Consider the following 12,026-nt stretch of genomic DNA (forward strand, 5'->3'; position numbering starts at 1 on the left):
GAGCCGGGCCGGTCCACAGACCCTTTCAGCAGCAGCCCGCCGCCGCGCCACCACCCAACGTCCGCTTGTTGCGGGCCAGTTGGTTGCGCGCGGCCAACTGGTCGTCGGCCGGGTAGCCGACCTCCTCCAGGGTCAGACCGTGCGGCCGTACGACATGCACGGCCGAGTCCCGCACCCCGGCGGCCAGCACCTTCGCCGGCCACTCCACCGGCCGGTGCCCGTCGCCCACGAACAGCAGCGCGCCGACCAGCGAGCGCACCATGTTGTGGCAGAAGGCATCGGCCCGCACGGTCGCGGTGACGACACCGTGCGCGTCGCGCTCCCACTCCAGCCGCTGGAGCGTACGGATCGTCGTCGCGCCCTCGCGCCGCTTGCAGTACGCGGCGAAGTCGTGCTCCCCGAGCAGCCCCGCCGACGCCGCGTTCATCGCGTCCACGTCCAACACCCAGTCGTGCCACAGGACATGACCGCGCAGCAGCGGGTCGACACCGCCGGGATCGTCGGTGACGCGGTAGGCGTAGCGCCGCCAGATCGCCGAGAAGCGCGCGTTGAAGCCCGGCGGCGCCTCCTCGGCCCGCCACACCCGTACGTCGTGCGCCAGCCGCCCCGCGAGGCGCCGCAGCAGCTTCTCCCGGTGCTCGGCCCACAGCTCGGCGGGCAGATCGACGTGCGCGACCTGTCCGCGCGCGTGCACGCCCGCGTCCGTCCGCCCCGCGACGGTGAGGTCGTACGTCTCCGCGGAGCGCGTCACGACCTTCAGCGCGTCCTCGATGTCCCCCTGGACGGTCCGCCGGGTGGCCTGCCGCGCCCACCCGGAGAAGCCCTTCCCGTCGTAACTCAGATCCAGCCGCACCCGCACGAACCCGGGCGCCGCCCCCTCGATGTCCTCACTCACCCGCAGCTCCTCTCAGAACGGAACGGGCCCGCACCGCCCCTACGGGGTGATGCGGGCCCGTCCTGCGACCTGGAAATACGGTCAGGCGTCCTTGGGCTCGTCCTTGGACTCCGCCTCGACCGGCTTGGCGTCCTCGACGGGAGCGTCCTCCGTGGCGGCCTCCTTCTTGAGGAGGTCCTCCTTGACGGCACGCTTCGTCGCGGCCTCGGCCTCACCGGTGGCCTTCTGCGCCACGGTCAGGGCCTCGACCAGCTCGATGACCGCCATCGGGGCGTTGTCGCCACGACGGGGGCCGATCTTGGTGATACGGGTGTAGCCACCGGGGCGGTTCTCGTAACGCGGAGCGATCTCGGTGAACAGCGTGTGCACGATGCTCTTGTCCGTGATCGTCTGAAGAACGAGGCGACGGTTGTGGATGTCGCCCTTCTTCGCCTTGGTGACCAGACGCTCGGCGACCGGACGCAGGCGGCGGGCCTTGGCCTCGGTCGTCGTGATCTTGCCGTGCTCGAACAGCGCCTTCGCGAGGTTCGCGAGAAGCAGCCGCTCGTGCGCGGCACTGCCGCCCAGACGGGCACCCTTGGCGGGCTTCGGCATGGTGTTACTCCTTCATATCTGCACCGGCCGTATCAGGTACCGATGTCAGTTCCCGCCAGGGCGGCTGCCCTGGGGAAGAGTGTGTCGCCGGGCGCCGCGATCAACGACGGCACCCGGCAAAATCAAGCCCGTCCGGCGATTGAGGACAAAGCCCCAACCCCGGCCCGGGGTCCTAGTACTGCTCGGTCTCCACGAAACCCGCATCCGCGTCGTCGTCCGCGCCGAACGCGTCCGCCGCGGCGGTGGGGTCGAATCCGGGCGGGCTGTCCTTGAGCGCCAGGCCCATGCCGGCCAGCTTCGCCTTGACCTCGTCGATCGACTTCGCGCCGAAGTTACGGATGTCGAGCAGGTCCGCCTCGGACCGCGCCACCAGCTCACCCACGGAGTGGATGCCCTCGCGCTTGAGGCAGTTGTACGACCGAACGGTGAGCTCAAGCTCCTCGATCGGCAGGGCGAGATCGGCGGCGAGCGCCGCGTCCGTCGGCGACGGGCCCATGTCGATGCCCTCGGCGTCGATGTTGAGCTCGCGCGCCAGACCGAACAGCTCGACCAGCGTCTTTCCGGCGGACGCCATGGCGTCACGGGGGCGCATGGCCTGCTTGGTCTCGACGTCGACGATCAGCTTGTCGAAGTCGGTGCGCTGCTCGACACGGGTCGCCTCGACCTTGTACGTGACCTTGAGCACCGGCGAGTAGATGGAGTCGACCGGAATACGGCCGATCTCCTGGCCCACCTGCTTGTTCTGGACGGCGGAGACGTAGCCGCGACCCCGCTCGACGGTCAGCTCCATCTCCAGCTTGCCCTTGCCGTTGAGCGTGGCGAGGACCAGGTCCGGGTTGTGGCACTCGACACCGGCCGGGGGCGCGATGTCCGCGGCGGTGACCAGGCCGGGACCCTGCTTGCGCAGGTACATCACGACGGGCTCGTCGTGCTCCGAGGAGACGACGAGCTGCTTGATGTTCAGGATGAGGTCGGTGACGTCCTCCTTGACGCCCGGCACGGTGGTGAACTCGTGCAGGACCCCGTCGACCCGGATGCTGGTGACAGCGGCACCGGGGATCGAGGAGAGGAGCGTACGACGCAGGGAGTTACCGAGCGTGTAGCCGAAACCCGGCTCCAGCGGCTCGATGACGAATCGCGAACGGTACTCGTCGACGACCTCTTCGGTCAGCGACGGACGCTGAGCGATAAGCATGGAAAATGCCTCCAGTCTTGGCACCCACTATTTGATGCCAACAGGACAAGGGTACGGGCGGTACGAGGCAAAGGCCCCGTACCGCCCGCGATCCGTACCCCCTAGGGGTACAGAAAATCAAACGCGGCGACGCTTCGGAGGGCGGCAGCCGTTGTGCGGGGTGGGGGTGACGTCCTGGATCGAGCCCACCTCCAGGCCGGTGGCCTGGAGCGAGCGGATCGCGGTCTCACGGCCGGAGCCGGGACCCTTGACGAAGACGTCGACCTTGCGCATGCCGTGCTCCTGCGCGCGGCGGGCGGCCGACTCGGCGGCCATCTGCGCGGCGAAGGGGGTGGACTTGCGCGAGCCCTTGAAGCCGACGTGGCCGGCGGAGGCCCAGGAGATCACGTTGCCCGAGGGGTCCGTGATCGAGACGATGGTGTTGTTGAACGTGCTCTTGATGTGGGCGTGCCCATGAGCGACGTTCTTCTTTTCCTTGCGGCGCACCTTCTTGGCAGCGCCCTGACGACCCTTGGGGGGCATCTATTACTCCTACGGGAGGTGGTCGGTCCTACAGCGAAGACCGCTGGTGAGCGTCCGCTGAGGACTACTTCTTGCCCGGCTTCTTCTTGCCGGCGATGGCGCGACGCGGACCCTTGCGGGTACGGGCGTTCGTGCTCGTGCGCTGGCCGTGGACCGGCAGGCCGCGACGGTGACGCAGACCCTGGTAGCAGCCGATCTCGACCTTGCGGCGGATGTCGGCCTGGATCTCGCGACGGAGGTCACCCTCGGTCTTGAGGTTGATGTCCACGTACTCGCGGAGCTTGACGAGGTCTTCCTCGGCAAGGTCGCGAACGCGGACGTTGGGGTCCACGCCGGTGGCGGCGAGGGTCTCCTTGGACCGGGTGCGCCCGATGCCGAAGACGTAGGTGAGGGCGACCTCGACGCGCTTTTCGCGCGGGAGGTCAACGCCTGCGAGGCGTGCCATTCATGGCTCCTGTGTGATTTCGGAGGTCTTCCGCAGTGACTCTCCCGGACCGTTGCGCTCTCTCCGGGTCCCCGGCCTCCGCCGGGGGTGTCGGCGCCATCAGCGAGTGCGGATGACGTCGGACACTGCGTATATACGTGTTCGCTCGCGTCGCGCGAAGTACTGCGAGGTGCGGGTGGTCGTACGTCAGCCCTGGCGCTGCTTGTGGCGCAGGTTGTCGCAGATGACCATGACCCGGCCGTGACGGCGGATCACCTTGCACTTGTCGCAGATCTTCTTGACGCTCGGCTTGACCTTCATGGTGTGAGGTTCTCCGGGTCAGTGCCGGCACCCCGGAAAACGGGGTGAGGCAAGATCTACTTGTATCGGTAGACGATCCGCCCACGCGTCAGGTCGTAGGGAGACAGCTCCACCACTACCCGGTCATCCGGCAGGATTCGGATGTAGTGCATCCGCATCTTGCCGCTGATGTGCGCGAGGACCTTGTGACCGTTCTGGAGCTCCACCTTGAACATGGCGTTCGGGAGAGACTCGATCACGGTGCCCTCAATTTCGATGGCACCTTGCTTCTTGGCCACGCTTCGCCCTTCGAATCGGCTACCTTGATCGATTCTGGACCGCCGTATGTGGACACACGGGTACACCAGAGCCGACGCGTCAGTCTACGGCAGGGCTCTCGAAAAGACGAATCCGTTGAGTGTGCCCACCCTCGTAGATCGTCAATCCTCAGGCCGTAGGGGCGCGCCCGTACGGCCTACGCCAGCGGATCCGGCGCGGCCGTCACACCCAGCTCCGCCAGCTTCGCCTTCCCACCGTCGACGGCGGTCAGGACCAGCGGGCCGTCCTCGGTCAGCGCGACCGAGTGCTCCCAGTGCGAGGACCAGGTGCCGTCGGTCGTGATGACCGTCCACTCGTCGGCGAGGACCTTGGTGTGCGGCGTACCGAGCGAGACCATCGGCTCGATCGCCAGGCAGAAGCCGGGGACCAGCTTCGGGCCCTTGCCGCGCTTGCGGGAGACGTAGTTCAGCAGATGCGGGTCCATATGCATCGCGGTGCCGATGCCGTGGCCGCCGTAGTCCTCGACGATGCCGTACTTGCCGCCGCCCGGCTTCGGCTGGCGGCGGATGTACGTCTCGATCGCCCGCGACACGTCGACCAGCCGGTTGCCGCCGCGCATCGCGGCGATCCCCGCCCACATCGACTCCTCCGTCACGCGGGAAAGCTCGATCAACTCCGGTGCGTGACCGTCGCCGACGAACGCGGTGAAGGCCGCGTCGCCGTGCCAGCCGTCCACGATCGCGCCGGCGTCGACCGAGATGATGTCGCCGTCCTTCAGTACGGTCTCGGCGTCCGGGATCCCGTGCACCACCACCTCGTTGACCGAGGTGCAGATCGTCGCGGGGAACCCGCCGTAACCAAGGAAGTTGGGCTTCGCGCCATGGTCCGCGAGGACCTTGCGCGCGACCTGGTCCAGATCCCTCGTGGTGGCGCCGGGCACCGCGGCCTCGCCGGTGGCCGCGTGGATCGCGGCGACGACCAGTCCCGCCTCACGCATCTTCGCGATCTGCTCGGGGGTCTTGATCTCCACCATGACGGCGGCCTGCCTCACTCGGTCGATGAAACGTCGTCCCGGCGGCGTCCGCGCCGGGACTTCTACGGTAGTCCTCCGGACAGCAGTACGGCCGTGGTGCCCCTCGGGGCGCCCCGGCCGTATCACTGTGCCGTGCTGTGCCGTGCTGTGCGGCTTTCTGGGTCACGACCCGGCCTATGCGGCCTGGCCACCGCTCTCGAGCGCCGCCATCGCGCGCTCGGTCACCTCGGCGACCTTGCCCAGCGCGGAGATGGTGACCACGAGGCCCTGCTCCCGGTAGTGGTCGATGATCGGCTCGGTCTGCGTGTGGTAGACCTCCAGCCGGGTGCGGACCGTTTCCTCGGAGTCGTCGTCCCGCTGGTACAGCTCGCCGCCGCACTCGTCACACACGCCCGGCTTGCTCGGCGGGCTGTACGTGACGTGGAACACGTGCGAGCTGTCGTTGCGGCAGGTGCGCCGACCGGCGATCCGCTTGACGACCTCGTCCTCGTCGACCTCCAGGTCCAGCACGGCGTCCAGGTGCAACCCCTCGGCCGTGAGCGCCTTGTCGAGCGCCTCGGCCTGGAAGACGTTGCGGGGAAAGCCGTCCAGAAGGAAGCCGTTGGCGGCGTCCGGCTGCCCCATCCGATCCAGCGCCATCCCGATGGTGACCTCGTCGGGGACCAGGTCCCCTTTGACGATGTAACTCTTCGCCTGCTTGCCGAGGTCGGTGCCCTGGCTGATGTTGGCGCGGAAGAGGTCACCGGTCGAGATGTGCGGGATGGAGAGGTTCTGGGCGAGGTACGCAGCCTGCGTTCCCTTGCCGGCACCGGGCGGTCCGACGAGGACGATTCGCATCAGCGGAGGAACCCTTCGTAATTACGCTGCTGGAGCTGGCTCTCGATCTGCTTCACGGTCTCCAGACCCACACCCACGATGATCAGGATGCTTGTCCCGCCGAACGGGAAGTTCTGGTTCGCGCCGCCGAAGCCTGCCAACGCCATCGTTGGGACGAGAGCGATCAACCCCAGGTACAGCGAGCCCGGCCAAGTGATCCGGTTGAGTACATAACTCAGATACTCGGCAGTAGGTCGACCTGCCCGGATGCCCGGGATGAAGCCACCATACTTCTTCATGTTGTCCGCGACTTCTTCGGGGTTGAACGTGATGGCCACGTAGAAGAAGGCGAAGAACACGACGAGCACGAAGTACGTCGCGATGTAGTACGGATGGTCACCCTTGATGAAGTGGGCTTCGATCCATGTCTTCCAGCCGGACTGCTGACTGGAGAACTGCGCGATCAGCGCCGGGATGTAGAGCAGCGACGACGCGAAGATGACAGGGATCACACCCGCCTGGTTGACCTTCAGCGGGATATATGTGGACGTACCGCCGTAGGACCTGCGGCCGATCATCCGCTTCGCGTACTGCACGGGGATCCGGCGCTGCGCCTGCTCGACGAAGACGACGAGACCCACCATCACGAAGCCGATCAGAATGACCGTGCCGAACTCGATCCAGCCCTGAGCGAGCTTGCCGCTCTCCTTGATGGCCCACAGCGCGCCCGGGAAACCGGCGGCGATGGAGATGAACATCAGGATGGACATGCCGTTGCCGATGCCCTTGTCGGTGATCATCTCACCGAGCCACATGACGGCGGCCGTACCGGCGGTCATCGTGATGACCATCGTGACGGTGATGAAGATCGACTGGTCCGGCACGATCTCCGAGGCGACCGGGCAGCCGCTGAAAAGCGCGCCGCTACGGGCGGTTGCCACCAGACCGGTGCCCTGGAGCACCGCGAGGGCGACTGTCAGGTATCGGGTGTACTGAGTGATCTTGGCCTGGCCGGACTGCCCTTCCTTCTTGAGGGCTTCGAGTCGGGGGATGACCACAGTCAGCAACTGAAGGATGATGCTTGCCGTGATGTACGGCATGATGCCGAGCGCGAAGATCGTGATCTGTAGCAGCGCTCCGCCGCTGAACATGTTCACCAGCCCGAACAGGCTGTTATTGCCCTTCTGCGCTGCGTCGACGCACGTCTGGACATTCTCGTAACTGACGCCCGGTACGGGGATATGCGCCCCGAACCGGTACAGCACGATGATGAACAGCGTGAAGAGCAGCTTCTTGCGCAGGTCGGGCGTCTTGAACGCCCGGGCGAACGCGGTGAGCACGGTGCCTCCTGCGACCCCCGCGCTCGCGCGTCAAGGGTGACGGTCTTGAGGATCGACGGATACATATCAGGCAAAAAGCCACGCGACCACCCCTGCGGATCGTCCGCGTGGCTCGGGGTCCGGGGGCGGACCCCCGGGTTCAATTCAGCAACAGTGCACGCCACCTTACCGGCGTACCTGCCCCCCTAGGAACGACCAACCGGGGATGCCCCTTATGAGAGGCATCCCCGGTTGGGTGTTCAGTCCATCAACTTGTCCGAGACGTCTCAGACAAGCTCGGTGACGGAGCCGCCGGCGGCGGCAATCTTCTCCTTGGCGGAGCCGGAAGCGGCGTCAACCGAAACCGTCAGCGCTACGGAGATCTCGCCCTGGCCCAGGACCTTGACGAGGCTGTTCTTACGGACCGCACCCTTGTCGACCAGATCGGCCACCGTGACCTCGCCACCCTGCGGGTAGAGCTCGGCCAGCTTGTCCAGGTTCACGACCTGGTACTCGGTACGGAACGGGTTCTTGAAGCCCTTCAGCTTCGGCAGCCGCATGTGGAGGGGCATCTGCCCGCCCTCGAAGCGTGCCGGAACCTGGTAACGGGCCTTCGTACCCTTGGTGCCACGACCGGCCGTCTTACCCTTGGACGCCTCGCCACGGCCCACACGGGTCTTGGCGGTCTTGGCTCCGGGGGCGGGACGGAGGTTGTGGACCTTCAGCGGCTTCTGCTCCGCCATGTCAGTCGACCTCCTCAACCGTCACGAGGTGCCGCACGGTGTTGGCCATGCCGCGGAACTCGGGACGATCCTCCTTGACAACCACGTCGTTGAGCCGCTTGAGGCCCAGCGAACGAAGGGTGTCGCGGTGGTTCTGCTTGCTGCCGATGTACGACTTCGTCTGCGTGATCCTGAGACGGGCCATTACGCACCCGCTCCCGCACGCGCACGCAGCAGAGCCGCCGGAGCGACGTCTTCCAGGGGCAGACCGCGGCGGGCCGCGATCTCCTCGGGACGCTGGAGACCCTGGAGGGCCGCCACGGTCGCGTGCACGATGTTGATCGGGTTCGACGAACCGAGCGACTTCGACAGGATGTCGTGGACGCCGGCGCACTCGAGCACCGCACGCACCGGGCCACCGGCGATAACGCCGGTACCGGGGGACGCGGGCTTGAGCAGGACGACGCCCGCCGCCTTCTCACCCTGGATCGGGTGCGGGATGGTGCCCTGGATACGGGGGACCTTGAAGAAGTGCTTCTTGGCCTCCTCAACACCCTTGGCGATGGCGGCCGGCACCTCCTTGGCCTTGCCGTAACCGACACCCACGGTGCCGTCACCGTCGCCCACCACGACCAGCGCGGTGAAGCTGAAGCGACGACCACCCTTCACGACCTTGGCGACGCGGTTGATCGCGACGACACGCTCGACGTACGCGGTCTTCTCGGCGGCAGCGCCACCGTCACGGCCCTTCCGGTCCCGCCGCTCGCCGCCACCGGCACCGCTTCCGCGGCGCTGGGGTCCAGCCATTGGATTTACCTCTCTCTGTTACGTCCGCTAGCTCCGGAACCGGGGCTTAGAACTTCAGCCCGGCTTCACGGGCGGCGTCAGCCAGAGCGGCAATCCGCCCGGCGTACTGGTTGCCACCACGGTCGAACACGACAGCCTCGATACCGGCGGCCTTGGCACGCTCGGCGACCAGGGCACCCACCTGCTGAGCACGGGCGCTCTTGTCGGCGTCGCCGCCGCGGATCGACGTGTCCAGGCTCGACGCCGAAGCGAGCGTGTGGCCCGCGATGTCGTCGATGACCTGAGCCACCATGTGGCGGTTGGAACGCGTCACAACGAGCCGCGGGCGGACCTGCGTGCCCGAGACCTTCTTGCGTACGCGGATGTGACGACGCTTGATGGCAGCGGCCTTGTAGGCCTTGCCCTTGGCGATCTTTACACCGTATGCCATGGCTACTTACCCGCCTTTCCGACCTTGCGGCGGATGACCTCGCCGGCGTACTTGACGCCCTTGGCCTTGTACGGGTCGGGCTTCCGCAGCTTGCGGATGTTCGCCGCGACCTCGCCGACCTTCTGCTTGTCGATGCCCTCGACACTGAGCTTCGTCGGGGACTCGACCTTGAAGGTGATGCCCTCGGGCGCCTCGACGACGATCGGGTGGCTGTATCCGAGCGCGAACTCCAGGTTGGAGCCCTTCGCCTGGACGCGGTAACCGACACCGCTGATTTCGAGCGCCTTCGTGTATCCCTGGGTCACACCGGTGATCATGTTCGCCACCAGCGTGCGGGACAGGCCGTGCAGGGCCTTGTTCTGACGCTCGTCGTTCGGACGCAGCACCTTGAGGGTGCCGTCGGCGTCCTTGGAGACCTCGATCGGCGCTGCGACGGTGTGCGAGAGGGTGCCCTTGGGGCCCTTCACCGCGACCGTACGGCCGTCGATGGTGACGTCCACACCGGTGGGAACCTGGATGGGGAGCTTGCCGATTCGCGACATGAGCTTTTCCTCCGTTCCCGACTACCAGACGTAGGCGAGGACTTCCCCACCTACGCCCTTCTTGCCTGCCTGCTGGCCGGTCAGAAGACCGTGGGACGTGGAGATGATCGCCACGCCCAGGCCGCCGAGCACCTTGGGCAGGTTGGTGGACTTGGCATACACGCGCAGACCCGGCTTCGAGATGCGCTTGATGCCGGCGATCGAACGCTCGCGGTTCGGGCCGAACTTCAGCTCGAGGGTGAGGGACTTGCCGACCTCGGCGTCCTCGACCTTCCAGCCGGTGATGAAGCCCTCCTGCTGGAGGATCTCCGCGATGTGCGACTTGATCTTGCTGTGCGGCATCTCGACGGTGTCGTGATACGCCGAGTTCGCGTTACGCAGACGCGTGAGCATGTCTGCGATGGGATCAGTCATGGTCATGAATTGGCCTTCGGCCTCTCTCGCCGGGGTTTCCTGTATGCGCCATCCCTCTCCCCGCTCGATGGCGGGACGGGTGCGGTGCGGGGACCTACGGCGTAGTAAGTTTTGGGCGGCGGACGCCCAACCCCCCAAGCCTACGGCATGTGGAGCGGGGCTTCCGCCGACCAGTTGCTTACCGAGAGCGCTGGTTGATTCCGTGCTTCAACTCAATGTCGAAGTAAGGGAATTACCAGGAGCTCTTGGTGACGCCCGGCAGCTCGCCGCGGTGTGCCATCTCACGAAGGCAGACACGGCAGAGGCCGAACTTGCGGTAGACGGAGTGGGGACGCCCGCAGCGCTGGCAGCGGGTGTAACCGCGCACGCCGAACTTCGGCTTGCGGGCGGCCTTAGCGATCAGAGCCTTCTTCGCCACGGTCAGTTCTCCTTGAACGGGAAGCCGAGGTGACGAAGGAGGGCACGACCCTCGTCGTCGTTGGTCGCCGTGGTCACCACGGTGATGTCCATGCCCCGGACCCGGTCGATCTTGTCCTGGTCGATCTCGTGGAACATGACCTGCTCCGTGAGACCGAAGGTGTAGTTGCCACGGCCGTCGAACTGCTTGGGCGACAGGCCGCGGAAGTCACGGATACGCGGCAGCGCGAGCGACAGCGTACGGTCCAGGAACTCCCACATGCGGTCACCGCGGAGGGTGACGTGGCAGCCGATCGGCTGCCCCTCGCGCAGCTTGAACTGCGCGATCGACTTGCGGGCCTTGGTCACGGCCGGCTTCTGGCCGGTGATCGTGGTGAGGTCCTTGATGGCACCCTCGATCAGCTTGGAGTCGCGGGCGGCGTCGCCCACACCCATGTTGACCACGATCTTGACGAGACCGGGGACCTGCATGACGTTCTCCAGGGAGAACTCCTCACGCAGCTTGCCGGCGATCTCCTCGCGGTAGCGCAGCTTCAGACGCGGTGCGGTTGTGGTCGTCATCAGATGTCCTCACCGGTCCGCTTGGCAACGCGGATCTTGTTGCCCTCGTCGTCAAAGCGGTAGCCGACGCGGGTGACGACCTTCTTGCCGTCCTTCTCCACGACCAACTGAACGTTGCTGATGTGGACAGGGGCCTCGGTCGTCACGATGCCGCCGGTCTGCGAACCACGTGCGGTCTGGCCGGCCTTCGTGTGCTTCTTGACCCGGTTGACACCCTCGACGAGAACACGGTCCTGCGTGGGGTAGGCCACGATGACCTTGCCCTGCTTGCCCTTGTCCTTACCGGTGATGACCTGAACCAGGTCGCCCTTCTTGATCTTCATGCTTACAGCACCTCCGGCGCGAGCGAGATGATCTTCATGAACTTCTTCTCGCGCAGCTCACGGCCCACCGGGCCGAAGATACGGGTGCCACGAGGGTCGCCGTCGTTCTTCAGAATGACGGCGGCGTTCTCGTCGAAGCGGATGTACGAGCCGTCCTGGCGGCGGCGTTCCTTCACGGTGCGAACGATGACCGCCTTGATGACGTCACCCTTCTTCACGTTGCCACCGGGGATCGCGTCCTTGACGGTGGCGACGATGACGTCACCGATACCCGCGTAGCGGCGACCCGAGCCACCGAGAACACGGATGCAAAGGATCTCCTTGGCACCAGTGTTGTCGGCGACACGCAGTCGCGACTCCTGCTGGATCACGTCTATCTCCTGATCGTCTGCCGGTTCCCGGTGGGGGCCGTGACGTACGTACGGCCCCCACC

General features: G+C 66.2%; 20 protein-coding genes. All 20 read right to left on the minus strand.

Annotated features, from left to right (window positions below; translation table 11 throughout):
- Positions 1 to 25 precede the first annotated feature (25 nt).
- The gene (gene truA / locus OG329_RS15440) at positions 26 to 895 is read right to left on the minus strand and encodes a tRNA pseudouridine(38-40) synthase TruA (RefSeq protein ID WP_405795707.1); all 870 of its coding nucleotides are present in this window, start codon (positions 893 to 895) and stop codon (positions 26 to 28) included.
- Positions 896 to 976: 81 nt separating this feature from the next.
- The gene (rplQ, locus tag OG329_RS15445; RefSeq protein ID WP_405795708.1) at positions 977 to 1,489 is read right to left on the minus strand and encodes a 50S ribosomal protein L17; all 513 of its coding nucleotides are present in this window, start codon (positions 1,487 to 1,489) and stop codon (positions 977 to 979) included.
- A 172-nt stretch (positions 1,490 to 1,661) separates the two neighbouring features.
- The gene (locus OG329_RS15450) at positions 1,662 to 2,684 is read right to left on the minus strand and encodes a DNA-directed RNA polymerase subunit alpha (protein ID WP_078075533.1); all 1,023 of its coding nucleotides are present in this window, start codon (positions 2,682 to 2,684) and stop codon (positions 1,662 to 1,664) included.
- Between the two features lie 117 nt (positions 2,685 to 2,801).
- Positions 2,802 to 3,206 carry a 30S ribosomal protein S11 gene (gene rpsK / locus OG329_RS15455; protein ID WP_003956432.1) on the minus strand — a complete coding sequence of 135 codons (405 nt, stop codon included), beginning with the start codon at positions 3,204 to 3,206 and terminating at the stop codon, positions 2,802 to 2,804.
- 64 nt (positions 3,207 to 3,270) lie between these two features.
- The gene (rpsM, locus tag OG329_RS15460) at positions 3,271 to 3,651 is read right to left on the minus strand and encodes a 30S ribosomal protein S13 (RefSeq protein WP_078075534.1); all 381 of its coding nucleotides are present in this window, start codon (positions 3,649 to 3,651) and stop codon (positions 3,271 to 3,273) included.
- 186 nt (positions 3,652 to 3,837) lie between these two features.
- Positions 3,838 to 3,951, minus strand: a complete 114-nt coding sequence (gene rpmJ, locus OG329_RS15465) for a 50S ribosomal protein L36 (RefSeq protein ID WP_003956441.1) — start codon at positions 3,949 to 3,951, stop codon at positions 3,838 to 3,840.
- Between the two features lie 56 nt (positions 3,952 to 4,007).
- Positions 4,008 to 4,229 (minus strand): translation initiation factor IF-1, encoded by a 222-nt coding sequence (gene infA, locus OG329_RS15470; protein ID WP_003956442.1) that lies wholly within the window; start codon positions 4,227 to 4,229, stop codon positions 4,008 to 4,010.
- 176 nt (positions 4,230 to 4,405) lie between these two features.
- Positions 4,406 to 5,242, minus strand: coding sequence for a type I methionyl aminopeptidase (map, locus tag OG329_RS15475; protein ID WP_405801853.1), 837 nt, complete (start codon positions 5,240 to 5,242; stop codon positions 4,406 to 4,408).
- Between the two features lie 174 nt (positions 5,243 to 5,416).
- Entirely contained in the window at positions 5,417 to 6,079 is a 663-nt protein-coding gene (locus OG329_RS15480; protein ID WP_405795710.1) for an adenylate kinase, read from the minus strand.
- The gene (gene secY / locus OG329_RS15485; protein ID WP_405795712.1) at positions 6,079 to 7,398 is read right to left on the minus strand and encodes a preprotein translocase subunit SecY; all 1,320 of its coding nucleotides are present in this window, start codon (positions 7,396 to 7,398) and stop codon (positions 6,079 to 6,081) included. Before secY ends, OG329_RS15480 begins: the two co-directional genes overlap by 1 nt.
- Positions 7,399 to 7,664: 266 nt before the next feature.
- On the minus strand, positions 7,665 to 8,120 hold the full coding sequence (gene rplO / locus OG329_RS15490) for a 50S ribosomal protein L15 (protein ID WP_078075537.1): 456 nt from the start codon (positions 8,118 to 8,120) through the stop codon (positions 7,665 to 7,667).
- 1 nt (position 8,121) lies between these two features.
- Positions 8,122 to 8,304 carry a 50S ribosomal protein L30 gene (gene rpmD, locus OG329_RS15495; RefSeq protein WP_330174132.1) on the minus strand — a complete coding sequence of 61 codons (183 nt, stop codon included), beginning with the start codon at positions 8,302 to 8,304 and terminating at the stop codon, positions 8,122 to 8,124.
- Positions 8,304 to 8,906, minus strand: a complete 603-nt coding sequence (gene rpsE / locus OG329_RS15500; RefSeq protein ID WP_023539330.1) for a 30S ribosomal protein S5 — start codon at positions 8,904 to 8,906, stop codon at positions 8,304 to 8,306. The genes rpmD and rpsE overlap by 1 nt, the downstream gene beginning before the upstream one ends.
- A 46-nt stretch (positions 8,907 to 8,952) precedes the next feature.
- Positions 8,953 to 9,336 (minus strand): 50S ribosomal protein L18, encoded by a 384-nt coding sequence (gene rplR / locus OG329_RS15505; RefSeq protein WP_405795713.1) that lies wholly within the window; start codon positions 9,334 to 9,336, stop codon positions 8,953 to 8,955.
- Positions 9,337 to 9,338: 2 nt separating this feature from the next.
- On the minus strand, positions 9,339 to 9,878 hold the full coding sequence (gene rplF / locus OG329_RS15510; RefSeq protein WP_405795715.1) for a 50S ribosomal protein L6: 540 nt from the start codon (positions 9,876 to 9,878) through the stop codon (positions 9,339 to 9,341).
- A gap of 21 nt (positions 9,879 to 9,899) precedes the next feature.
- Positions 9,900 to 10,298 (minus strand): 30S ribosomal protein S8, encoded by a 399-nt coding sequence (rpsH, locus tag OG329_RS15515; protein WP_023539333.1) that lies wholly within the window; start codon positions 10,296 to 10,298, stop codon positions 9,900 to 9,902.
- Between the two features lie 226 nt (positions 10,299 to 10,524).
- Positions 10,525 to 10,710 carry a type Z 30S ribosomal protein S14 gene (locus OG329_RS15520; RefSeq protein WP_003948630.1) on the minus strand — a complete coding sequence of 62 codons (186 nt, stop codon included), beginning with the start codon at positions 10,708 to 10,710 and terminating at the stop codon, positions 10,525 to 10,527.
- A gap of 2 nt (positions 10,711 to 10,712) precedes the next feature.
- Entirely contained in the window at positions 10,713 to 11,270 is a 558-nt protein-coding gene (gene rplE / locus OG329_RS15525; protein ID WP_023539334.1) for a 50S ribosomal protein L5, read from the minus strand.
- Positions 11,270 to 11,593: a 50S ribosomal protein L24 gene (gene rplX / locus OG329_RS15530; protein ID WP_023539335.1), complete on the minus strand. Its 324-nt coding sequence runs from the start codon at positions 11,591 to 11,593 to the stop codon at positions 11,270 to 11,272. Before rplX ends, rplE begins: the two co-directional genes overlap by 1 nt.
- A 2-nt stretch (positions 11,594 to 11,595) precedes the next feature.
- On the minus strand, positions 11,596 to 11,964 hold the full coding sequence (gene rplN / locus OG329_RS15535; protein WP_023539336.1) for a 50S ribosomal protein L14: 369 nt from the start codon (positions 11,962 to 11,964) through the stop codon (positions 11,596 to 11,598).
- Between the last annotated feature and the right edge of the window lie 62 nt (positions 11,965 to 12,026).

It is taken from the genome of Streptomyces sp. NBC_01506, from assembly GCF_045040295.1.
In the GTDB taxonomy this organism is placed as follows: Bacteria; Actinomycetota; Actinomycetes; order Streptomycetales; family Streptomycetaceae; genus Streptomyces.

Excerpts from the sequence above, each read along its gene's own strand:
- rplQ (WP_405795708.1), bottom strand. The coding sequence starts at position 1,489 with ATGCCGAAGCCCGCCAAGGGTGCCCGTCTGGGCGGCAGTGCCGCGCAC.
- rpmJ (WP_003956441.1), bottom strand. The coding sequence starts at position 3,951 with ATGAAGGTCAAGCCGAGCGTCAAGAAGATCTGCGACAAGTGCAAGGTG.
- rplO (WP_078075537.1), bottom strand. The coding sequence starts at position 8,120 with ATGGCGGAGCAGAAGCCGCTGAAGGTCCACAACCTCCGTCCCGCCCCC.
- rplX (WP_023539335.1), bottom strand. The coding sequence starts at position 11,593 with ATGAAGATCAAGAAGGGCGACCTGGTTCAGGTCATCACCGGTAAGGAC.
- rpsE (WP_023539330.1), bottom strand. The coding sequence starts at position 8,906 with ATGGCTGGACCCCAGCGCCGCGGAAGCGGTGCCGGTGGCGGCGAGCGG.
- rplF (WP_405795715.1), bottom strand. The coding sequence starts at position 9,878 with ATGTCGCGAATCGGCAAGCTCCCCATCCAGGTTCCCACCGGTGTGGAC.
- rpsK (WP_003956432.1), bottom strand. The coding sequence starts at position 3,206 with ATGCCCCCCAAGGGTCGTCAGGGCGCTGCCAAGAAGGTGCGCCGCAAG.
- OG329_RS15450 (WP_078075533.1), bottom strand. The coding sequence starts at position 2,684 with ATGCTTATCGCTCAGCGTCCGTCGCTGACCGAAGAGGTCGTCGACGAG.
- rplR (WP_405795713.1), bottom strand. The coding sequence starts at position 9,336 with ATGGCATACGGTGTAAAGATCGCCAAGGGCAAGGCCTACAAGGCCGCT.
- rpmD (WP_330174132.1), bottom strand. The coding sequence starts at position 8,304 with ATGGCCCGTCTCAGGATCACGCAGACGAAGTCGTACATCGGCAGCAAG.
- rpsM (WP_078075534.1), bottom strand. The coding sequence starts at position 3,651 with ATGGCACGCCTCGCAGGCGTTGACCTCCCGCGCGAAAAGCGCGTCGAG.
- rpsH (WP_023539333.1), bottom strand. The coding sequence starts at position 10,298 with ATGACCATGACTGATCCCATCGCAGACATGCTCACGCGTCTGCGTAAC.
- rplE (WP_023539334.1), bottom strand. The coding sequence starts at position 11,270 with ATGACGACCACAACCGCACCGCGTCTGAAGCTGCGCTACCGCGAGGAG.
- OG329_RS15480 (WP_405795710.1), bottom strand. The coding sequence starts at position 6,079 with ATGCGAATCGTCCTCGTCGGACCGCCCGGTGCCGGCAAGGGAACGCAG.
- map (WP_405801853.1), bottom strand. The coding sequence starts at position 5,242 with ATGGTGGAGATCAAGACCCCCGAGCAGATCGCGAAGATGCGTGAGGCG.